Source organism: Helicobacter cetorum MIT 99-5656, assembly GCF_000259275.1.
GTDB classification, from domain to species: domain Bacteria; phylum Campylobacterota; class Campylobacteria; order Campylobacterales; family Helicobacteraceae; genus Helicobacter; species Helicobacter cetorum.
The window spans coordinates 1,598,755-1,620,610 of the sequence record NC_017735.1 but is presented as its reverse complement, the minus strand read 5'-3'; the positions used below and the strand labels follow the sequence as shown (position 1 = coordinate 1,620,610).

The window sequence follows — 21,856 nt, the reverse complement described above, 5'->3', positions numbered from 1 at the left end:
ATGCAAAAAACACCACGATTGAATAGGACTTGTAAAATTAAAAATGGGGCTAAACGCATGAGTTTTGTTTTTGATAAGAACACCATAGAAAACTTAAAAAAACTAGCCAAAAACAACCAAACCAACATGACAATTGTTTTAGAAAAACTCATTACAAATGCCAATAATCATAGCTTTCAAAAAATGCACCATCTCATAGAACAAAATAAAGAATTATATGCAGGACTTAATGCCACTTTTAGCAATTTAAACCAAATTGCCTATCATCTTAATTATAACCGCATAGCCGACAAAGATATTGTAGATAAAGTGTTTTTAAAACATTTGCTTGAAGTGTTGAGTAGCAATCTATACGACAATATCCAACTAAAAATACTCAATTTAAAACTCTTAAAATCACTGAGTTTAAACAACAGCGATAAAAGGCGTTACACCTATAGAATTGAATACTACTCAAAGAAAGCAAAGGCTATAACCAATCTTAACCAACTAAAACAAGGGGCAGAAGATGAAAAAGCAGTCTAACAAACTCTTTAGCTTTTTAAATGACATTAAGTGGCGTGATTTACGCTTGATTATGCGAGTAGTCAAGCTAGTGAAGTATTTAGCTAAATTTAAATAAGGAAAAAACAATGTTTGAATGGGGCAACAATAATGGGATTTAGCACCTTAGAAAAATTTATCTGTGGTTTCATCATTGCGGGATTGAGCTTGTTTCTCTTAATGATAATCTATGGCGGGGTTAGAAAGGAGTTTTTTAATGATAAGGAATTCATAAATAGTGATGCAACTAAACTCTTAAAAGAAAACAACAAAATGTTGAAAGAATTACTACAGAAACAAAAGCTACAACAATGAAACTTATGGCGAGAAAGGAATTAAAGCAATGAATAACAATAAATTCACCCTTATTAAAAAAGATTACTATTTTGTTAATGGCGAGTTTTTTAATAGTTTGCATGAATTAAAAAACGCCAATCGGAGAATTAGAGATGAATTTCTAAAAGACAAGGATTGGGTGGGAGTAACCACACAAATGGGCTTTTTTAAAGCCCTAACTCAACATGTAAGCGTGATAGCTTTGGAAGTGGATTATCAAAACTCAAAAGCTCTTTATTTCTTAATCTGTGCCACCACCAAACAAAGAGCGGAGTGGTTTATCACTCAGAAATATTTTAAAGACTTTTTAAAAGCTAATGGCTATGAAAAATAGGAAGTTAAAAAAAATGTTTTTTAATCATTGTAATACTGGTCTATGTTTAGCATTGATGGGGCTAATTCTTATGGATATTAAGGGTGAATTACTACATGGCTATAGAAAATCAAATTAAGGAGTAAAAAATGAATAATAGTGTCATTATTATTGAAAGCCCTAATAAAGTGGCTAAGATTAAAGAAATCACAGGAGCAAAGGTCTTTGCTACTTGCGGACATTTTATGGATTTAAAACATATTGAAGTAGAAAAAAATTTTAGTCCTATGTTTGATTATAAAAGCACAGATAAAAAACAATCTATCAATAGGATTATCAATGAATGCAAAAATAAGGTAGTCTATATAGCTACTGACCCTGATAGAGAGGGTTATGCTATAGGCTATATGTTTTACCAACTCATCAAAAACTTAGCCAAAGAGATTTATAGAGCAGAGTTTCATGAAATTACAGAAAGTGGGATTAACAAGGGCTTAAAATCCGCCTTGCTTTTCTCTCAATCTAACATGAAATTTTATGAAAGCTTTTTAGCTAGAAGAGTGGCAGACATGTATATGGGCTATACACTTTCCCCTTACTTAGCCAAAGGCTTAAATCAATACCCACAAAGTGCAGGGCGAGTCAAAACCCCAGCTTTGTATTTGATTGTTAAAAGAGCTTTAGAAATAGAAAGTTTTGAAAAACTAGACATTAAAGACAAGATGAGCTATCAAATCCAAGCTAAAGTCTTACTTAATAATAATGAGGTCATTTTAAAGCATGTTAAAGACAATAAGGAATTTAAATTTGACAATAAAGAGCAAGCCCAAAGTTTTTTAGATGATTTAAAGCAAGGCTTAGGGGATAAAGTGCTACTTAATAACATTGAAACCAAAGATACAGAAAGTTCGCCTCCCAAACCTTTCACTACTTCAAAGCTACTCAAAAGCGCCTCTAAAAGCTTAAAACTAGACACCAAAACCATACAAAACTTAGCTCAAAATCTTTTTGAGGCTGGACTAATCACTTATATTAGAACAGATAGTGAAGCCTTAAGCAAAGAGTATTTACAAGAACATAAAGAGTTTTTTGAGAGCGTTTATCCTAGCATATATGAATATAGGGAGTATAAGGCTGGAAAAAATTCACAAGCGGAAGCCCACGAAGCTGTCCGTATCACACACCCCCATGCTTTTGAGAATATTCATCAAGTATGCAACGAGCATAATATTACTGATAGTAAAGCCATAGGGCTATACCAACTTATTTTTGTTAACACCCTTGCCTCTCAAAGTAAAAATGCTCTTTATGAAAGCGTGAGCATGCATTTTAAAATTAAAATGCATGATTTTAAATGCAGTTTTAAAAATCTAAAATTCAAGGGTTTTTTAGAGATTTTAGAACTCAATAAGAACAAACAGGAAGAACAAGATGAAAAAGAAAAAGAATTAAGTTTAAACATTAAAGATTTTAGTCCTAACACTCTACACCCTTTAAAAGAACTCTTTATTAAAGACATTCTTAAAACTAGCCCTAAGCCCTATTTAGAGAGCGATTTTATTGAGGTTATGGAAAAAAATGGCATAGGTCGCCCTAGCACTTATGCGAGTTACTTGCCTGAACTCATTTCAAAAGGACACATTCAAATTAATGGCAATAAAAGAGTGATAGAACCCACTGCATTAGGTAAAAGTATTGTAGAGTTTTTCAATAAAGATGCTAAGAGCATGTTTATTTTAAATGTTGATTTCACCAAGCAAAACGAAGAAGTGCTAGATAAGATTGCAATGGGGGAAGTGGGCTATGTAGAGTTTATGGAGCTTATTAAAGAAAAACTAGGCGATGAAATCAGCTCTTTATATAAGGGGATAAAAAGAGAAAATACCCCTGAAAACACAGCCAAAACTTATCAATCTTATCCACCTAATGAAAAACAACTGCAATATGCTAAAGACATTGCAAACTTGTTGAATTTGAAACTACCCAAAGATTTAGAAAGAAATTACAAGATTTGCTCAGAGTTTATTGACAAACACAAGCAACAAGCTTATAAGGCTAGATTTAAAAAGTAGAAAGTAAACAAGACCCATAAACCAAACGCTACAACCCCCTAAATTACGAGCTTACAGAAGATAGATTATGGGGCTTGTTTAAATTTCAAAAAATCCTAAAATATTTAAACATCTTTAAACAAAGGACATCATTATGGTAGAGAATTTTGAAGAAAAAGATTTACAAGCTTTGAGTCTAGAACAAGCAAAAGAACTTTTAGAATATGGTTTTGAAGAGGAAGTAGAGACAAGCGAAAGCTTGCTTTATAACACACAAAAAGAAGAGCCAACTCTTTTTGATGGTATGGAATAAGTAAGGAGCAGTCAAATGAATCCCTATAATCCCTCTTTATTAGAACAACAAAAGGAAGCCTTTATTGATAATCTTGTTATTGAAATAGCGAGTGCAATTAAAGGAGGTTATGCCCCTTTTAGTCAAAACCAACAAGCAAAATCTCATGCACATAACGCCCTTAATGGCGTGGCATTTAATGGATTAAACGACTTGATTTTAGACATTAAACAAGCTCAAGGCAATTATTCAAGCAGTGCTTGGATAAGTCTTTCTGACGCTAAAAAATTAGGTGCTGATGAAAGAGAGCTTGATTTTATCTTTAATGATAAGAGCATTCCTAGAGCTAAAATTCCTATTGTTAAAACTAAAGAAGAAATACCAGTATTTGCCCTAGACAATCAAGGTAATAGGATACCCTATTTAGATTATCAAGGCAATCAAAGAATGGATAGCAACGGAAATCCAATGTTTCAATTTGAATTAGAGCCTATCTTAGATAAAAAGGGAAATCTAGCTATCAATCCGCAAACCAATGAGCCTTATTACAAAATTAAAACTCAAACTATAGATATTGAGCCTGTCTTAGAGTTTAAGTATCTTTACAATGTAGATGTATTTCAAAGTTTAGACAGAAATAAAATCAAGCCTTTAAACCCTAATTATGACAAAAGGGCTATGCTGTTTGATAAGGAGAACAAAATCAAATCCCCCATTTTTCAAGATTTGCAAAGCAAACTTTATGAGGGAGTAAGTCAAAAAATCAAAGACTACATTGTGGCTAAAAACAATGGTAAGAATTATGTTGTGCCTACCAAAAACTTGGAGCAAAACCAACAAGCTAATTATGTGTATCAAAAACCTAATTATCAACAACAAGGGTATAGTCAAGGCAATTATGTGCAAAAACCCCAACAACAATACCAGCCAAATATCGCTCACAAACAAGGCTATAACCCTAATTATCAAGTATCGCAACAACAACCCTATGGGCAAAATACCCCACAAAGACAAGGTTATAACTATCAAAACCAACAAGGCAATTATCAGCAAAGGGGTGCTAAACAAAATTACGCACAAGTTAATCATCACAATCAAAGAAATGCACCGCAACAACGCCCTTATGCGTATTCAAAAAATCAAAACAACAATCAAAGAGACTTTGGGCATTAAAGATGAGCAAAAGAAAGAGAGAATAACAATATGGTAACAAAGGCTAGAAACACTTGGTTTGATTTCAAAAAGAATTTCTTAGATATTTATAACTTCTTTGGAGGCAATACGCAAAGCTTTGCGTATTACAACAAGTTTATGAACGAGCTTTCCCAAGCTAATAGTTTGGCTGAATTAGAGAATAATACTAATTTAGATAATTTTTCAAAGCTCTTTGTTGAAAGCCTTAAAGATTTAGAACTCTCTCATTCTTTTGGAAATGTCTTGCAAGAAGAATTAAAAGATTTAAAACAAAAATTACACGAAAATGAATTAAAAGATAATGAGTTAGCACAACAAGAATTAGAAAAATACGCCCTAGAGAGTGAAAATAAAGCACTAAAACAATATTATGAGAGTCAAAATCCCGATGCTATGTATGAGCAACAAGCCACACAAGAGCAACGCAACAATAGTTTTAGCCAAAACTTTTTAGATGAACTCAAAGATTTGAGCCAAATCTATGAAAATGCAAACACAAAACAAGAAATTTCTCATCAAACACAAAACACCTTAACTCACGCAGAGAATGTATCACAAATTGAAGAAGAAAACCCTAAAATTAAAGAAACTAAGAAAGAGGCTAAAGAAAATGATAATGCCAACTCTCATGAACACATAACAAGCATTAATTCCTTATTGAAATTTTTTGACAAACAAGCCGAGAATAACAAGAATCAATCTTTAAATAAAAAGGATTTCATCAAATCCTTTTTAGAGCATTGCGAAAAAGGCATGAATACCAAAGAAATGCAAGTCTTATTTTTGCTCTATCATAAAGACCCAAGCAAACTCTTTAAAGAACATAAAGATATGATAGAACAAGGATTATTAAAAGCTTTAGATAACCCTAAGCTCTTACAAGCTGACCCCTTAAGAAGTGTGATAAAACTTCATTTAGAACACAATGACAAGCTCCCCAGCTATATTGAAAAAGTAACCCATGAAGAAAAGCTAAATCTAATAGAGCATTTTTCAAAAAATGCTTTGGATAAGCAAATTTTAGGAAAGAATAAGGACGCTTTTTTAAATGACACAGACCTAGAAAAACAAGTTACACAAGAGATTAAGGGTAATGATAGCAATGCTATTGGTGGCTTTAATGCGAGTAAGGAAGAATTAGAGTGGGCAAACTCTATCTTAAGCGATAAGCAAAAGCCATTACAAACATATTCCTTAAACCAAGCACCCCTAAAGAGTGTGCAACAAACAGGACAATTTAATGCTTACACACAAGCAAATAAACAGCCTGTATATCAATCTCGTAATCACAATATAGGAGGTAGAGATATGTAAAAATAGTTAATTTTATTTTTTTCCACTATTTATAAATGATATTTACAATGAAGAAGGGAGGTCTCCAACACTTCCCTTTTAAGATAAAAAGGATTTTAACCATGTTTAATGTTTTAAAATATTTTCTTGCTCTTATACTAGGATTATCGTTTTTTATCACTCAAGCTAATGCCTTAGTGATAATCACTGATAAAGAAATCAATCTCAATAAAACAAAAGAAGGTATTTTAAAAGGTTATCTCATTTTTGAACATAAGGTTTTACCCATTAAAGCCATTGGCTCTTACAAGCTAGATAGAAGACAAAAAAATGTCGCTTTCAATGTTTCTAAAATCATTAAAGATGACCAAACCTATACCTTAAGCTCTGTGGCTAGTGCAATTAAAGAAGTAAAGAACAATAAAAGACTAAGAAAAGGCTCTAAACTCATTCTAGCTGGAGAAAACCAACAAGAAATCGCCCAAATTCTAGGCATTTCATTAGAGGCTTACCAAGCCAAAGGAAGTGGTGGGGTAGGCAATAGAAGAGCGACTAGTTCTTCTGGTGGTTCAGCTAGTGGGGCATATGGAGGCTCTGCTTATGGTGGTGTTGGTGGAACTAGTGGCTCTGGCGCTAGTGGTGGAGCTAATGCTGGGGTTGGAGGCTATACCAATAATAGCTTTAATGATAGTAGCAGTGGTTTAGGTAGTGGCAATATAAGTAGTGGCGGAGTTTATGGGGGTGGCACAATAGGAGGCATGGGAAATGGTATGTATCCTATGCCTTTACCTTATGGAGAGGGAGGTGGCAATGGCACTAATGGGACTAATGATAATCCACTAGCTTCTAATAGTCCTGCTACTTGGTCTAATGAATTTTGTAAAGCCCCTGTTTATACAGGCGAAAATGAAATTTCTTTAAGCATTGTAGAAAAAAATGGCTCTTGCCAAGAGATGATGGCTTTAAGAAACGACACAGCATGCTCTTATAGTTATAACTACGAAAAAATGGTCGCAATCAAACAAACACAATTTTATTTTGTGAATGCAGACAATCAAAGCAAAAACATAGGAGGCTGTGTTAATTTAAGGGGCGCTCAATATGAATTCCCTATGTATTACAACTCTTCACAATGCAAATTACAAGTGGTTAAGGATTTGGGTTATGGTATGGGAGTGAGCGAACAATTTAATGCTCAAATCCAATTTAGGGGCGAAGATGGCATGATACACACCGCACTAGATTGCACACAATACGCTAATGTAGTCAATCAAATTATAGGCTATGAAAATAACGATAAGACCCATACTTCCACTCCGTTAGTAGACCAATACTATATCGATCCAAAAACTGGGAAAAAAGTTTATTTAAATCGTGGGGTAACTAACCCCTTATTAACTTCTCAATACCAACAATTTGGGTGTGGGGATTGGGAATACGATGATGAACATTTGCAAGCTAAAAGACGCACTATTTTAAAAAGCCTTAACAAGCTCACAGGGCAATATGAAGATGTTACGGGGTGCAATTTTAATGCTGGCATTAAACAAGGGGCTATTATTGAGCCTTATATTCAAGAACCTACAATGACTCAGGTTCTATCTAATACCAAAACTCAAGGTTCTTTTTCTTTGCAAGCCTCGTATTTAAGTTCTCATGAAGATAGCACAAAAATTTCTGATTTTTGGTCTAGTTGGAGAAAATATTGGACAGCTTATAGCCAAAACACTTATTATGCTAATTGGCAAAGCACTTATCAAACTACCATTACACAATACACCACTAAATACCAACGCCCTCTTCAAATTGGTGCTAAAGAGAACACTTACTATGTGGTTACCAAAACCACAACAGTGGTAGAGAGAAATCCTATTATTACTAAGAATAGCTTAAAACTAAGCGATGATTTTATGGCAAGTGTGGAGGCTCAACAAGGCTATTATAAAGACAGCACTTTTTTAGTTAGCGCTCCTTATGTGCAGTTTATGGCAAACAATTATAAGCCATGGCAAGGAACTTGTCTAAACTATAGCATTTGGAGTGGAAGTGCTTCTAGTCATGGGCATTCTTACACCACCACTAATAGCAATTATGTTTGTAATGGAAATGGTGATTACATTATTCCACAACCCTAATAAGGAGCTAAAATGAATACCGAACAACAAATCTTACAAATCAGATTGAATACCATCAAGCAATCTTTTTTAGGCATGCACCAAATAGCTAGTCGTTTGGATTATAACAACAAGGTGGCGGAGTTTTTTAGCAACCTTTCTGATTGCATGAATAATCCAAAAGAAACGCATGCTCTCATAGAGAAATTTGAACAAACTTGGCTTAATGAGACCAAAAGACTAGAAAGCTAGATTATGTCTTACATTCCTAATCTCACTGCTTTACCCTTACATGAAATCTTATTGGATAATGGCTATGTTTATAACAAAGACAAGACAAGCAAGAACAACCCTGTTTTAAAGCATGAAAATGAAGAGGGTAATCTAGTCATTTTTAAAAATAAAAATGAAAATGGCTCAATTAGCTATACCTACAAAGACACCCATACAGACAAGGTCGGTAATATCATTACTTTTTGTAAGGATAGAAATATCAGCGTTGAAGATTTACTTGCTGGAAAATTAGAAGACTATCGCAATAAAAAAGATACTCTACAAGCAAGGGATAACGCACAAGAGAACAACGAAGAAGTTCAAAAAATCATCAATGAGTTTAACGCTCTTAAACCCTATGATTTAGAAAACGCTACCCTCATTAAAAAGCGTGGCATTGATACAAAGCTATTAGAACCTTATAAAGAGCATTTAAAAACGGATAACTTTAATAATCTTATCCTTGCTACCTATCAAGCCTTTGAAGATAAAAATCTTAATGTCATACCCATTCATCAATGTGGCATTAACAAACGCTTGAATAAGCCCTTAAACACAGACAAAGAGGGCAACATAAGAGACAAACCCTTAAAATCTATCGCACAAGGGAATAAAGGCATAGAAGTCTTAATACCTAAAGATTTTAGCCTTATTAAAAATATTGTCTTAAGTGAAAATATCTTTGATAGTCTGGCTTATTTAGAGTTACAAGGCTTAGAGCCTAAAGAAAGCGTTTTAATTAGCACCGCAGGGCAATTTAACGCACAAAAATTAGAACTCTTTTTTCAAAGCTTTTTCAAGCAATTAAAAAACAAGCAACAAGGGGCATATAAAAGCTATCTAAGACAAGAAGAGCAATGGCAAGAGTTAGTCAAACAAGGCAGGGCTACAGATGATTTCAACAGCGTAGTGGTAGAGACTTATAAAGATGTGATTAAAAATTATCAAAAAGAAAAGAACACGCCCATTTATAACAAGCAGGTTGAAAAAACTAGAGAGTTTAGAAAACCCAAGCCTATTAGCAAGCCACAAGAGAGTTTTAATGTTATCTTAGCCTTTGATAATGACATTAAGGGTAAAGGATATAAGGAAAAATGCGAGGGTATTTTATATGCTATTACACAGCAATTCCCTACTATCTATACGCCTTTTTCTAAGGATTGTAACGATGATTTGAAATTAGCACACATTATAGGGAATAAAGAAGTTCATTTAAAGAGCGTGAGCGCATTTATAAAAAACGCACTCACAGACTTACAAAGCCAAGAAAAAGCCCAAACAGCCTTAGAAATCTTAGAAACTATCCACTCTCTAAAACCCTTTAAATCAACATTCAAACAATCTTTAAACGAGCCTAGTAAAGCCCTAGATTTACTCAATCATACTTCTATCTTTATAGAAAACAAGCATGATGAAATAATAGATACTTTCAATATCCTAAAACCATTAGAAAATAACCACCCCTATTTCAACAACTTAGATGCTGATTTGCTAGAAAATTACAAGCATAGCTTTAAATTAGATGAAAATAAAGAAGTGTGCGTGGCTTTGTTTAATGCAAAGGGCAACAAAACCGCTATGCAAGAAATCAGTGCCTTAAATCATTCAAAGGATATTAAAAATATAAGCGTTCTCAAAAACCCTACCACTAAATTAGACCACATTAAGCAAATTATCATTGCGAATGACCCCACTAACGCTTTAAGCTTTATGCAGTTACATAGAGAGTTAGACCCCAAAAACAGCCTAGTTGTAAGCGTTTTTCAAAGCGATTTTTTAGAGACCACTAAGCCTTTTTTGGATTTGCTCTTACAAGATGTCTCTAAGGACACCAAGATAATTCTAAGCACTAACAATGAGTTTTCCATCCCCCTTACTAAATACGCCCTAAATGTTACTAGAAAGCCTCCTACCATTCACACGCCTTTTAGCCAATCTTTTTCTAATGATTTAAGACTTAGCAAACTCTTAAATACCAAAACCCTTAATGAAGAAAGTTTTAAGACAGCCCTTAATACTAAGATGGGCATTTTACAAAAACCTTGCAATAGTGCTTTCAAGCAACAAACTCTTAAAGCTCTCAATCAAATTGACAAGCTCAAAGCCTTGCCTTTTAATCTCAAAAAACAGCTTGTTGCCTTTAATGAAAATTTAAACAATAAGCAAAATAGGCACGCTATTTAAGGATTAAAATGTTGCAATACAAACCCTATTTTATTTCACTTTCTCTCATTTTAGCTCCCTTAATCTTTATGTATAGCCTATTTTTAGGCTTTGATTTGAAAAATTTCACCCAAACCTATCAATTTAGTCGGCTCATACTTTCTAATCTTTCGCATTTTACAAGCTTTAAATTTGAAGTGTATAAAGCCTTTGTTCTGGCTTTAATGCCCTTAATAACAAGCATTTACTTGCTTTCTAGTGGCAACACTCTCACTTCGCATGGAAAAGCAAAGTGGGCGAGCGTAAAAGAGATAGAAAAACTAGCCTATAGCCCCTTAAAGTTTGTCAAATCTTTTTTTGGTTTTATCTTGAGATTACCTTTCTTGCCCTTGTTTTTAGGGCTATCTTGTTTGGTATTAAGCATTTGGCTATGTATCATCATTAAAGATTGTGTTATGGGGGTATTTAAGGGGATTAAAGGGGTGTATTATGGCATCAAACAAACCCCACAAACGCTTAAAAATCTTAAAAATAAACTCTCTTTTAAAAGGAAAGGCACATGAAGTTAAAAAACGCTCTTAAAAAAAGCTCTAACATTCTCTATCAAGGCTTTAATAAAAGTTTTAAAGGTATCCAAGCCTTCCATAATGGTTATTACAAAAATCTAAGCCAAGCGCTTTGTGGTATTTTAACTTTAGGAGTAAGTGTAGAACACCCTATGGATTTGAATTTCAAACAAGGCGTAGTAGTTGGTTTGCACAACAACAAACCAGTCTATTATGACACGCCTTTATCCACTTTAATCATTGCGCCACCTGGTAGTGGTAAAACTGCCGCAGTAGCTATTCCTAATTTGCTAACTTTAAAAAGCTCCGTAGTGGTGCTAGATATTAAGGGGGAATTATGCGATTTAACCGCAGGCTATAGACAGCAAGTCTTAGGTAATGAAATTTACATTTTTAATCCACTAGGCGATGACAATTCCTTGAAATTCAATCCTTTTGATAAGCGTATTGTAGAAAAGCTAGATTTCAATAGAAAAAGAAGGCTTGTAGATGAAGTGGGCAATACCATTTTTAGTGGTGATGGCAAAGAGAACGACCCTTATTGGAGAAAACAGGCTAGAAATCTATTTGTCTTTTACGCTCTTTATGATTTATGCGTTAAGCAAGAAAGCTTTTTATTTGATTTGGCTTTTGCACCTATTCAAAACTTTGTTCCCTTAATCCACCCTAAAAGCCCTTATTACAAAGAACTCTATATCCATAAAGTTGACCAAGATGGTAATTTTATATTAGATGAAAACAATGAGCCTATACTAGAAAGAGATAGCAATGGCAATCCTATCTTAAACACACAAGCTAATGCTGAGAATTTATGGTATAGGCAAGTAAGCGAACAAGTCTATTTAGATGTCAATGACCCTAGAAATTATGATGGCACAGTCAATAGATTAGAAAAAGATAAGAAAGGTAATGTTATTATTAAAGAAGGTATGTTAGACCCTGTTATTAGGACATGGGCTAATAAGTGGTCTATTTCTAATGAAAAAGAATTTGCCTCTATTATGAGCGTGTATTCAGAGTTTATGCAAGTTTTTACAAGTTATCAAGTCAAAAGTGCCACAGATAACATGAGCTTTGAATACGAGGATTTAAGGCGTAAAAATATCAGCCTTTATATCAAAATCGCCCAAACTGACATTGATACTCTAGCCCCCTTAATTAGAGTTCTTTTAGAAAGCATAGGTAAGAATCTTTTATTAAGAGAAAGTAAGAAGTTTAATGAAAGGGTGTATCTAATTTTAGATGAGTTTGTAAGATTTGGAAAACTTCCTTTTTTGTTAGAAATGCCAGCACTTAGTAGAAGTTATGGTGTAGTGATTATGTTTATCACGCAATCTAATGCGCTCATAGAAAAATACTATGGCAAAGAAGACGCTAGGATTGTTAATAGCACGGTAGCATATAAGATTGTCTTTAAAATGGATGACTTAGATTACGCTAAGCAACTTAGCGAAGAAATAGGCAAATACACACGAGAAAAACGAAATCGTTCTACTGAAAAAAATCAAGTGATTTTTGGTGGGACAAGCTCTTATTCTGAAGAGGGCTATGAATTAGTTTCTGCACAAGATATTATGAATATTAACAAAGATGAAGTGATTATTCTAGTAAGCGGACATAAAGCAACGCCCTTAAAGCTCAAAGCCAACTATTACTTCAAAAACAAAAGATTGCCTAAATGTCTCAATATACCCTTAAAACCTAATGAAGAAGCGTTTAAGGGGTTGAGAAAGGTAAATTGAGATTTGGATATATTACAAACCAAACCTATCATCATCTTTGCCCCCTTTGTTTTTATTGTTTATAAATCGGTTGTTATGGAGGTGTTTGGGGTTAGGCTTGGTGGTGGGGTTTGCTTTTAGATAAGAGATAGGTTGGACTTGCTCTCTTTTGTTATCAAGGTGTAATTGATTGTTGTATTTTTCTAAAAACCCCATAGCTCTTTTTCTTTCCACTTCTTGAGCCTCTTTTGCCATATCTACTAACATAGGCACATTTTCTTCTCTCATAGCCATGATGTAGTCTTTTTTATTATCTTTAGTAATCACAAAAGGCACTAAATCTTGCTCTAAGACACTATAAAAGATTAGCATACGCCCTGTCCTACCATTGCCATCACTAAAAGGGTGGATATGCTCAAACTTAATATGACTATCCATGATAATCTCTAATTTTTGCGTGTCATTTTTGGCACTACTAAGCTGATAATAGAGATTATCACACCAATCTTTTAAGACCATAGGCACTTTAAAAGGAGCAGTTGGTTCAAAATTTGCCCCTAAAACTACATTGGGAATTGTTTTAAATTTTCCGCAGTTTTCAATGAGATTGCTCATAATGATTGAATGGATATACTTGATATATTCATTGTCTATAATTTGTTTTTCTTGTAAAGATTTTAAAAGTGTGGGGATAAAGTTTTGAAAATTTTTAACTTCATAATATTCTCTTTCACTCATAGCCTTTGGAATAACCCCATCAATTAAAATGCTCGCTGTTTCATTTTGCGTTAAGGTATTGCCCTCTATTGCGGTGCTATGATGTGCCATTCTAATGGTTAAATCCATAGCATAGTCGCTAAATTCTAGTAGTTCTTTATAGTTCATTTATCCCCTTATTTGCTACATTATTGGCTAGATTATACTAAAATAAGGCTTTAGAAAATCAAGTAAAATTAGCGTTAAAAGGATATTCAATGCGTTTGAAATTCATCTCGTTGTGTTTAGTAGGTTTAATGGGCGTGAGCTATGCTGAAAATGCTAAAAGCGTGGATTATTTTGTGAAGAATGATAAGGAAAGGGAAAAGACTATTGCAACTTGTCAGCAACTCGCCAAACAAATTGAAAATGGAATTAAAAATAGGCTTAACATAGCAGAAACGCAAAAGAATAACTGCCTTAATGCTGAACTTGCACTAAAAGAAGTGGCAACTTTAGATATGGATAAGCAAATAGAAACGCAACTGAGTTCTAATGATAAATTTGAAGGTATTCACATCAACGAAAAAAATCAATACTACGATAAGTTAGACTACAATAATTTGCTAATGACTAAAATTGGAAGTTGTTATGCCAAAATGAGCGAAAATCTAGCTAAAAATGGCGATGATGGTTTAAAAAGCGATAAGCGATGTTCTAGGCTAATTATGTTAGCCGAAAATGACCCACTATTACCGAGTATAAACGACCCTGCATCTCCTTTTATGATTGCCGAGTTTGGTTTTAAAAATTATGAAAAAATCTCTTTAAAAGAAAAAAATAAAGACTTAGAGCATTGTTATTCTGTTATGGCAAACAACATTAAAAAAACAATCAATGAGAAAAAGTCAGTTTATGATGCCTATTCTGCCATCAACAAAAATGAACGCAACAAATGTTTTAGTGCGATTAGTAGTGTAAGAAAAATTACAAATTCAGGTCTTTAATTTTTATGAGTATCACTGCCCTTACTACTAAACTTGTTGAAAAATACAAAACCTTTATGGGTATGGTAGAAAACATAGTAATTTCAGCTCAAGATGTGTTTGATAAATCTTTTATTTCTTATTATAAAGATATTGGGATTTTTATGTTTTCTATACTGATTATTTTGTATATTGTCAACAGGGTAAAAAATCAAGATTTAACCGAGCGTAAACATTTGATTATGATTGCTGTGTTCGGTATCTATTTAACTTTTTTTCATTACAGCCTATCTAACCCAAAAGATTCTAGAAACGATTTCATGGAGCTAATCAATTATCCTTCAATGGCTGTTACACATGGAGTTGATTACTTTCTTAACAAAGCTTCAAAATCTAGTCATACTGACATTACTAATAAAAATTCCTCAATAAATATTAAGTATTCAAACAGAATACAAGAAATAATTGTGATAAGCTTTACAAAAATTTTTGATTTTATTTCAGCTATTTTTACAAAAACTGAGGGGGCAAATTGGCTTTATATAACCCCTATTTTACTGCTTGTTTTAGGGGTTTTTATAATTGAAATTCTTTTTTTAGCTCTTATGGTTACTTATATGTTAATTACTTTTATAGAATTTTCTATATACTCTATGTTCTACCTAGAATTTATCCCCTTAGTCTTTTTCCAACAAACAAGAGGTTTTGCTTGGACTTATGTTAAGAAATTGATTTCTCTAACTTTTTATATGCCTCTAATTATGTTATTAGGTGGTCTTAATAGCTTTGTTCTACAAACTATGGTAAAAGATAGTGCAAGTGCTGGAAGTTTGAAAGGAAATGGTCTTATTGCTTCACAATTTTTTGGAAGTGGCATTACAATGGAAAACTACATAGATATAGGATTTAGCCTACTTTTTATAATTATAATGGGGATTTTATGCTTAAGGTCAGTTTTACAAGTCCCCAAATTAATTGATGCTATCTTTGGCACACAAGGCACAATAGCTGATGCAGGCAATATGATTTCTAATATAGCTCAAGTAGGTGGCATGGTTGTGGCGGCGACTGCAGGCATGGCTAAGAGAGGCTATGTGAATGCAAGTGGTGGACAAGGTGGTGCAATGGGTGTTGCAAAAGGTGTGGTAGGTGCAGTAGGTAATACTGCATTAGGCGTTGCTACAGGTGGGGCATCTCATCTAGCCCAAGAGGGTATTTCAAAAGCCTCTAACATGCTCAAACCTAAAATCTCAGTTGAGAGATTTTCAGCCCCTAATAGAGATTGGGAATAATTGGTATGAACACACCCTTTGACAAATGGAACGAACAAAAGAAACGAGTCAATAAATTTGCCCCCACAAAAGTTAAAGTGGGCAATATTTATTGGGTTAGCATTGGCTATAACATAGGGCATGAAGTCTATGGAAAATCTATAAGTTTTACACGCCCTGTGCTAGTGCTAAAAGTTTTATCTAATAAGTTATTCTTGGGTGTGCCTCTAAGCTCTCAAACCAAACATAGAGACAAAGCCTATCATTATGCCTTTTTTGACAATAACAATACCGAACAAGTTGCTTTACTCCATCAAATAAGAACTTTTGATACAAGACGCAGTCAAGGTAAAATTGCTAATGTTCAAAATGAAACTTTGGAGATTATTAAGGATAAGATTAAAAGCGAGATTTTGTAAAAATGCCCCCTTAAAGATAAGGGGCATATATTCCCTACTCAAAGGTAGGGCAACTTACCATAGAGATAAGCCCTAGCTTCCCATAAAGGAAGTATGCTAGAATTATACCCAAACTTTCTAAACTTTCTTATTCAATCTTTAATTTAGAGCTATTACTAGCACTGCTAGAAGTGCTTTGAGCTTTAGAATTAGGGAAACCATATTGATTAAGGCTCGCTTGATAGGCTTGGCTCAATTGATTGTTTAATCTCTGCATTTGAACACTTTGCTCTGTTACAGGCTTAACATTATTCACATAGCCATGATTTTCTTGATAATCTCTAGCTAACATGCTAGAAATTAAGCTCATGGTCTCGTTTAAAAAAGTGAGATTGCTTGCGATATCCTTGATATAGTCAATCGTTAGCATTTCAAATTTTTGTTTCATGTTGGCATAGACTTGAGCTTGTGCATTCTTATTTGTGCCTGCTTTTTGAAGTTCTTTGGCTAATTCCGCCTTGTAATTAAGCAATTCATTGTTTAATTGCTCTGTGATGTATTTCATAGGATAGCAAGTAGTTTGTCCTTTTTTCACTGGTTATTTTTTTACAAAACTTGCCTTGATATTTCATATCCTCTACGCCTAAGCTTTCTAACTGCTGGATTTGTCTGTTGATTAAAGGCGCACTTCTTGCAAAAAGTTCGGCTTGGATATTAGCCTCTAATTGAGCAGAAAGCTTTTCTTGAACGGCTTTATATTGTTGGTAAGCTTGCAAATCATTGTTTAAAAGAGCGGTCTTGGCTTGGATTTCTTGCTCTCTAATTTGCAAGGCTAATTGTTGGTTCTTATTTTGTTTGCAAATCTCTAAGGCATACGCCCTCCCACTTAAAGTCCCCATCATGCTATCAGTTTGGCTCGTTAGATTATAAGACAAACTATCCGCAAAATTTCTCGCACTTTTAAAGACTGCGGTATTTTGCTTACCTGTTTTAACAAAGGGCAAATTCTTAGCCTTAGCCACAACCTTAGAATAATCTAACCAAGGGCATTGACTAGCTAAATACCTGCCTTGTAAGACTTGTTTCGCATTGTATTGAGATACATTCTCTTTAATGTTCTCGGCGTTTTGTTGCATATTTTCCAAGATATATTTGGTGTTTTCAATCACTTGCATGGGATTTGCGATATTGATAGCACTCCCACTCAAAAAGGATTGGGTTTGATTTAATACGCTATTAACCTTATCAAGCTGATTGATAGTGGCTTGGGCTTTTTCAATCATAGTGGTGTATTTTTTAATCATCGTTGTGCCTTGGTCAATTCTTTTAGCCATGCTTGTTAGCATTTGTGCTAGTTTGACATTAGATGTGGGATTCTCCACTAAAGTAACCCCCAAAGCATTGGCAACACTCATAGAAAGACAAGAAAAAAGAATTAATTTTTTCATAGCATTAGTCCTTTCACTAGATTTTCCTTGCATAAAGTTTAACCTAATTAACTTTTTTAAACAAGACCCATAAACCAAACGCTACAACCCCCTAAATTACGAGCTTACAGAAGATAGATTATGGGGCTTGTTTAAATTTCAAAAAATCCTAAAATATTTAAGGACTATTTTAAAGACTAAGGATATGGTAATGGCTTACAAACCCAGCAAAAAGAAGTTAAAAGAATTAAGAGAGCAACCTAATTTATTCAGCATTTTAGATGATGGCGATGTCATCAACACTAGCCCCTACAAACAAGAAATTACCAACACTGCACTAGAGCCAACCATAGAATTAGAAAATGGGCTTAAAAGTCAAGAACTTGCTTTAGAGAGCCAACAAGAGCCACTTAATTATCAAGTGAAATTTAAAAGCAACACACTAAGCATGATTTCTAGAAAACCTATTGAATGGGCAGAATATCTAAGTTATGAACAACGCCAATATAATGACAACAGCACAGAAGAGGTTAATTTCTTTGCTAATGGTGAAATAAAAGACAGCTCACGCACCTATGAAATCAATAATGAGGGGTTTAAAAAGCGTATAACCAAAGAATACAAACTTATCAATACAGAAACTAATCAACCACTTAATCCTAAAGAAACTGAAAGACTAACCTATACAAACAGCTTAGAGCAATTAAAAGAACAAAGTTTAGAAATAGAGCTAACCCACCACTATGAAACACACAAGAAAGTCTTAGAAAATGGCAATGAAATCACTAGAGAATACAACCACCTTAAAGACATTTACAAAGAAGTAGAAAGAACAAGTAGTTATGAATTAGTTAGAGAAATTATCCCCCCTATGTCTAGTGAGGAGTATTTTAAACTATACACAAAATCTTAAAAAATAATTGCGTCTTTGAAGTTATTGGTGGTTTTAAAAAACGCCCTAATTTTGTAGGCAATAGCACCACAACAAGACCCAAATTAGTTGAGAGCGAATTAACAAAACTTTTAGAAAATTACCATAGCAACATTGAAGTGAGTTTGGAAAACATCATAGATTTTCATGTGGCTTTTGAAAAGATACACCCCTTTAGCGATGGCAATGGTAGAGTAGGGCGATTAGTTATGTTTAAAGAGTGTTTGAAAAACAATATCATGCCCTTTATTATAGAGAACGAACACAAAGCCTTTTACTATAGGGGCATTAGAGAATATGACAATACTAAAGGTTATTTAAAAGACACTATTTTACAAAGTCAAGATAATTTTAACGAAATGGTTAGCTATTTCTTTTCTAAATAGTCTGTCTAATCGTTCATTATATTTTCTAACTCACTCTCTTAAAAATCCGTATTCATAGACTTTGGGCTGTAAATCTTTGGCTAAGTCTTTTAAGGCGTCTTGTAAATTAGCATAAAGCTGTTTGTAATACCCATCTTTGGCTTTAATGGGTGGGTTTAACTTGCCTTGTGCGTTTCTTCCTTGAAAAAATTCTTTAATATCATATAAGCTCGCATTAGCGTTATAGTCGTGGTTAGTGAAATCTTGTGCGTGGTAATAGCGATAGATTTCTTTTCCAGCGTTAAACACACTTAGAGCATTCTCGCTAAATTCTAAAGGCTTAATTTCTTTTTTAGGGTCATCAAAAAGATTATCGCTTTCTTTTTTAGGGGTCTTGCCTTTTAAAAAGTCTAGCAACACATGGCTAGTGTATCTTTCTTTAGCGTTGACTTCTTGCTCGCTAAAGGGTATGAAGTGGTTTATTCCTACTCTTTTGGCATAGGTTTTACTCGCATTGAGACTAATTCTATTTTGGGTGTGAAAAAGCATGAATGCTAGGGCGTTGTTTTTAAACTCGTTATCATCTTGCCATGCGTCATTGTAGGGGGCGTAAAACTGGTCTCTGTCGTTTTGCCATGTGGCTTTGATACAATGGCGGATAGTTAAATACAAGAAAATAGGATAAATATTTTGTGTGGTAATAGGGGTAGATAGTGCGGTATTCACATCATTTGGTGTGAGCGTTAGGGTAAGAAAACACCCTATGCTATTTTGAAAATCCGCCCCTATCATGCGTAAAAAAGCTATAGGTTCAGTTTTCTTGTCATAAAAGGGTCGTAAGAAATGGATAATAGGTTTGTTGTTTTCATCATCTATAACAATATTCTTTGTGCCTAAAAATCCGCCAAAACTATCAAACACTTCTAAGCTAATACGATTTTGAAGTTTTAAGGGGTTTTGTTGTAGAATTTCATTCTGCCCCTTTGAATTAGTCAGCTTAGGGGCAGAAGTATTATTCTTATAGGAGTTTATCATGTCTAAATTGCATGGTAAAAACTCTTGGAGAGAATTATACTTTGAGTTCGCTTTTTTTGGACTTAAAGTGGTTGTTTCACTGAAACGATAGTTCCCCTTGAGTTCCCTAAGCTTAGGCTTAGGGTTTCTAAAGGATAAATCAGCTTTTGTGTTCCATACTAAAAAGCCGATAGGAAATTGTCCTTTAACATTATCAAACGAATCAGCCGGCACCATAAAGCCCCCTTTAAACTCAGCCTTAAAGACTTCTCTAAATTTTTTAAAATTAGAGCCTTGCAAGTTTTTCAAAGTTGAAAAACTTGCAAGGGTTACGCCGTTTAATTCTTTATAAATACGCATGAAAAATTGTGCAAAAAGCTCACGACCTGCACTACCTAATTCACTCTTATTCTTTGTGTAAAAAGTTGTTGTAGCAACTTCAGGCTTATTGTTTCCTGTGCCGTGTCTTGTGGCTGTTGTAGAAGCTTCAGCATACGGCGGATTAATGTAAATAATGAGCTTCTTTAATTTCTCTTGGTCTTTTAAAATTTCTTGTAGGCTTTTAGGCACTTTCTCGCTGAAAAAATCATCGTTTAAAAAGTCAAATTGAAACACATGGTTTTCTAAAAGCTTCGCCCCATTTTTAATGCGTTCTTTTACGATAGACACATCGCTTTTATCTAAAGTAGAAAGGTATAGATTTGCTTTGTTAATTAAGCCGCTTAATAGATTTCCTGTCCCTCCAGCACAATCCCAAATAATATATTCATCTTGATAGTCTTGCCCTAAGATTTTAGCTAGATATTCTTGGCTCTTTTCTACCCAAATTTTAGGGGTGAAAAATGCCCCCTTTCTTTCTCTCACATCATCAGAGACTAATAAATCACGCCTTTGTATGATGTAGTCCCAAAATTCTCTTTTAGGCGGTCGTTCATAAATGCTCCAAAAATTTGAATGAGCTTGTTGCTTATCATTAAACGAAGTTTCATCAAAATTAAACGCCCCAAAATTGTTTAACTTCTTATTAAATTTGTAATGATTGACTTTTAAAATCGTGTTTAGACTTTCTAAAATGGTTTCATTGCTTTCGCTTAGTAAATCCGCTAAATAAAAGTCCGCATCTAAAATGCCTTGCTTTTTAGCCTGCTGCCACTCAATAGAAATGCTAGGCTTAACATGTTCTACCCATTTGAAATACACATGCACAAAATTATTCTTATCTACAGGGATTTTAGAGCGTTTAGAATAAAGTAAATTATCTTTGATAAAGGCTTTTAGCTCTTGTTTTTGCATTTCATAATCAAAGATTAAAACTTCTTTTTCTAAGAGTGGGGTAATTTCATTGAGTAAGTGCTTAAAACTCTCGCTTGTTTGGTTGCTTGGCGTTACTGAAAAATCAATATCGCTTCGTGTGAAAATAAAATCTAGTTTGTAATACGGCACAAAAGCAAAACTAAACGCATCAAACGCCCCTAGATAAGGCGGTGGAAAATGCGTATAAAATTTATGCTTGCCTATGGTTAGAATGAGCTGGGTCAAAGATTTAAAAATTTCGCTCTTGCCTTTCTTGCCCTCAGCCCATAAAATCGGCTCAACCCATAAAGGCTTGCCTTTGTTTTTATGGTTGTAAGTGATGATAAAATCAATTTTATCCCCGCTAAAATCAAAATTTTCAAAAAAGGCTTTGGCTACGCTAGATTTTAGGGGTTCTTCGCTTAGTTTTTTGAAATCAGTTAAATCCATTGTTATTCCTTGTTTGGTGTGTCAATGTCCCACCACTCTTGAATGTGGTCCTAAAAGATTTAAATCTTTTAGGTTTGACCCCATCTACCCATTCGCAACATTTAAAAGGGGTTTAGAAGAAGTTTCTTCAGTCCTAGAATCTTCTATATAGGCATCTAATAAAGTT

17 protein-coding genes and 3 pseudogenes are annotated in these 21,856 nt (G+C 34.0%); 16 read left to right on the top strand and 4 right to left on the bottom strand.

Annotation, left to right across the window (positions count from 1 at the left end; translation table 11 throughout):
* The 12 genes and pseudogenes from HCD_RS07640 to HCD_RS07590 all read left to right on the top strand — a co-directional run.
* A complete protein-coding gene (locus tag HCD_RS07640; protein ID WP_014659993.1) occupies positions 1 to 525 on the top strand; it encodes a hypothetical protein in 525 nt (174 codons plus the stop codon).
* Positions 526 to 654: 129 nt separating this feature from the next.
* On the top strand, positions 655 to 858 hold the full coding sequence (locus HCD_RS07635; protein WP_041594845.1) for a hypothetical protein: 204 nt from the start codon (positions 655 to 657) through the stop codon (positions 856 to 858).
* 28 nt (positions 859 to 886) lie between these two features.
* The gene (locus HCD_RS07630) at positions 887 to 1,213 is read left to right on the top strand and encodes a hypothetical protein (protein ID WP_014659991.1); all 327 of its coding nucleotides are present in this window, start codon (positions 887 to 889) and stop codon (positions 1,211 to 1,213) included.
* A 128-nt stretch (positions 1,214 to 1,341) separates the two neighbouring features.
* Positions 1,342 to 3,264 carry a type IA DNA topoisomerase gene (locus HCD_RS07625; protein ID WP_014659990.1) on the top strand — a complete coding sequence of 641 codons (1,923 nt, stop codon included), beginning with the start codon at positions 1,342 to 1,344 and terminating at the stop codon, positions 3,262 to 3,264.
* A gap of 133 nt (positions 3,265 to 3,397) precedes the next feature.
* The gene (locus HCD_RS09380; RefSeq protein WP_158308564.1) at positions 3,398 to 3,556 is read left to right on the top strand and encodes a hypothetical protein; all 159 of its coding nucleotides are present in this window, start codon (positions 3,398 to 3,400) and stop codon (positions 3,554 to 3,556) included.
* Positions 3,557 to 3,571: 15 nt separating this feature from the next.
* Positions 3,572 to 4,708, top strand: a complete 1,137-nt coding sequence (locus tag HCD_RS07620; RefSeq protein WP_014659989.1) for an ArdC-like ssDNA-binding domain-containing protein — start codon at positions 3,572 to 3,574, stop codon at positions 4,706 to 4,708.
* A 30-nt stretch (positions 4,709 to 4,738) separates the two neighbouring features.
* Entirely contained in the window at positions 4,739 to 6,043 is a 1,305-nt protein-coding gene (locus HCD_RS07615; protein WP_014659988.1) for a hypothetical protein, read from the top strand.
* 101 nt (positions 6,044 to 6,144) lie between these two features.
* Positions 6,145 to 8,157, top strand: a complete 2,013-nt coding sequence (locus HCD_RS07610; RefSeq protein ID WP_014659987.1) for a hypothetical protein — start codon at positions 6,145 to 6,147, stop codon at positions 8,155 to 8,157.
* A gap of 12 nt (positions 8,158 to 8,169) precedes the next feature.
* Positions 8,170 to 8,388: a hypothetical protein gene (locus HCD_RS07605; protein WP_014659986.1), complete on the top strand. Its 219-nt coding sequence runs from the start codon at positions 8,170 to 8,172 to the stop codon at positions 8,386 to 8,388.
* A 3-nt stretch (positions 8,389 to 8,391) separates the two neighbouring features.
* Positions 8,392 to 9,613 (top strand): annotated as a pseudogene (locus HCD_RS09620) (hypothetical protein); the annotation flags it as partial.
* A gap of 988 nt (positions 9,614 to 10,601) precedes the next feature.
* On the top strand, positions 10,602 to 11,135 hold the full coding sequence (locus HCD_RS07595) for a hypothetical protein (protein WP_014659984.1): 534 nt from the start codon (positions 10,602 to 10,604) through the stop codon (positions 11,133 to 11,135).
* 218 nt (positions 11,136 to 11,353) lie between these two features.
* Positions 11,354 to 12,880 (top strand): annotated as a pseudogene (locus HCD_RS07590) (type IV secretory system conjugative DNA transfer family protein); the annotation flags it as partial.
* 12 nt (positions 12,881 to 12,892) lie between these two features.
* Here HCD_RS07590 and HCD_RS07585 read toward each other — a convergent pair.
* Positions 12,893 to 13,744, bottom strand: coding sequence for a Fic family protein (locus HCD_RS07585; protein WP_014659982.1), 852 nt, complete (start codon positions 13,742 to 13,744; stop codon positions 12,893 to 12,895).
* An 89-nt stretch (positions 13,745 to 13,833) separates the two neighbouring features.
* Between HCD_RS07585 and HCD_RS07580 the strand changes: the two genes are divergently transcribed.
* From HCD_RS07580 to HCD_RS07570, 3 genes are read left to right on the top strand one after another with little or no spacing between them, the layout of a single operon-like run.
* Entirely contained in the window at positions 13,834 to 14,562 is a 729-nt protein-coding gene (locus HCD_RS07580) for a hypothetical protein (protein ID WP_014659981.1), read from the top strand.
* Between the two features lie 5 nt (positions 14,563 to 14,567).
* Positions 14,568 to 15,833 carry a type IV secretion system protein gene (locus HCD_RS07575; protein ID WP_014659980.1) on the top strand — a complete coding sequence of 422 codons (1,266 nt, stop codon included), beginning with the start codon at positions 14,568 to 14,570 and terminating at the stop codon, positions 15,831 to 15,833.
* A 5-nt stretch (positions 15,834 to 15,838) separates the two neighbouring features.
* A complete protein-coding gene (locus HCD_RS07570) occupies positions 15,839 to 16,231 on the top strand; it encodes a type II toxin-antitoxin system PemK/MazF family toxin (protein ID WP_014659979.1) in 393 nt (130 codons plus the stop codon).
* A gap of 127 nt (positions 16,232 to 16,358) precedes the next feature.
* Here the strand turns inward: HCD_RS07570 and HCD_RS09615 are convergent, their stop codons facing one another.
* Both HCD_RS09615 and HCD_RS07565 read right to left on the bottom strand, forming a co-directional pair.
* The gene (locus tag HCD_RS09615) at positions 16,359 to 16,775 is read right to left on the bottom strand and encodes a hypothetical protein (protein WP_227624863.1); all 417 of its coding nucleotides are present in this window, start codon (positions 16,773 to 16,775) and stop codon (positions 16,359 to 16,361) included.
* Positions 16,744 to 17,658: a hypothetical protein gene (locus HCD_RS07565; RefSeq protein WP_227624862.1), complete on the bottom strand. Its 915-nt coding sequence runs from the start codon at positions 17,656 to 17,658 to the stop codon at positions 16,744 to 16,746. Before HCD_RS07565 ends, HCD_RS09615 begins: the two co-directional genes overlap by 32 nt.
* A gap of 856 nt (positions 17,659 to 18,514) precedes the next feature.
* Here HCD_RS07565 and HCD_RS07560 point away from each other — a divergent pair.
* Positions 18,515 to 18,954, top strand: a pseudogene (locus HCD_RS07560) (Fic family protein); the annotation flags it as partial.
* A gap of 30 nt (positions 18,955 to 18,984) precedes the next feature.
* On the opposite strand, the gene HCD_RS09180 reads toward HCD_RS07560, so the two are convergent.
* Positions 18,985 to 21,690 (bottom strand): hypothetical protein, encoded by a 2,706-nt coding sequence (locus HCD_RS09180; protein ID WP_014659976.1) that lies wholly within the window; start codon positions 21,688 to 21,690, stop codon positions 18,985 to 18,987.
* Between the last annotated feature and the right edge of the window lie 166 nt (positions 21,691 to 21,856).

Bases quoted from the DNA above. Each gene is read 5' to 3' on its own strand.
- HCD_RS07640 (WP_014659993.1), top strand. From the start codon at position 1: ATGCAAAAAACACCACGATTGAATAGGACTTGTAAAATTAAAAATGGG.
- HCD_RS07635 (WP_041594845.1), top strand. From the start codon at position 655: ATGGGATTTAGCACCTTAGAAAAATTTATCTGTGGTTTCATCATTGCG.
- HCD_RS07630 (WP_014659991.1), top strand. From the start codon at position 887: ATGAATAACAATAAATTCACCCTTATTAAAAAAGATTACTATTTTGTT.
- HCD_RS07625 (WP_014659990.1), top strand. From the start codon at position 1,342: ATGAATAATAGTGTCATTATTATTGAAAGCCCTAATAAAGTGGCTAAG.
- HCD_RS09380 (WP_158308564.1), top strand. From the start codon at position 3,398: ATGGTAGAGAATTTTGAAGAAAAAGATTTACAAGCTTTGAGTCTAGAA.
- HCD_RS07620 (WP_014659989.1), top strand. From the start codon at position 3,572: ATGAATCCCTATAATCCCTCTTTATTAGAACAACAAAAGGAAGCCTTT.
- HCD_RS07615 (WP_014659988.1), top strand. From the start codon at position 4,739: ATGGTAACAAAGGCTAGAAACACTTGGTTTGATTTCAAAAAGAATTTC.
- HCD_RS07610 (WP_014659987.1), top strand. From the start codon at position 6,145: ATGTTTAATGTTTTAAAATATTTTCTTGCTCTTATACTAGGATTATCG.
- HCD_RS07605 (WP_014659986.1), top strand. From the start codon at position 8,170: ATGAATACCGAACAACAAATCTTACAAATCAGATTGAATACCATCAAG.
- HCD_RS07595 (WP_014659984.1), top strand. From the start codon at position 10,602: ATGTTGCAATACAAACCCTATTTTATTTCACTTTCTCTCATTTTAGCT.
- HCD_RS07585 (WP_014659982.1), bottom strand. From the start codon at position 13,744: ATGAACTATAAAGAACTACTAGAATTTAGCGACTATGCTATGGATTTA.
- HCD_RS07580 (WP_014659981.1), top strand. From the start codon at position 13,834: ATGCGTTTGAAATTCATCTCGTTGTGTTTAGTAGGTTTAATGGGCGTG.
- HCD_RS07575 (WP_014659980.1), top strand. From the start codon at position 14,568: ATGAGTATCACTGCCCTTACTACTAAACTTGTTGAAAAATACAAAACC.
- HCD_RS07570 (WP_014659979.1), top strand. From the start codon at position 15,839: ATGAACACACCCTTTGACAAATGGAACGAACAAAAGAAACGAGTCAAT.
- HCD_RS09615 (WP_227624863.1), bottom strand. From the start codon at position 16,775: ATGAAATACATCACAGAGCAATTAAACAATGAATTGCTTAATTACAAG.
- HCD_RS07565 (WP_227624862.1), bottom strand. From the start codon at position 17,658: ATGAAAAAATTAATTCTTTTTTCTTGTCTTTCTATGAGTGTTGCCAAT.
- HCD_RS09180 (WP_014659976.1), bottom strand. From the start codon at position 21,690: ATGGATTTAACTGATTTCAAAAAACTAAGCGAAGAACCCCTAAAATCT.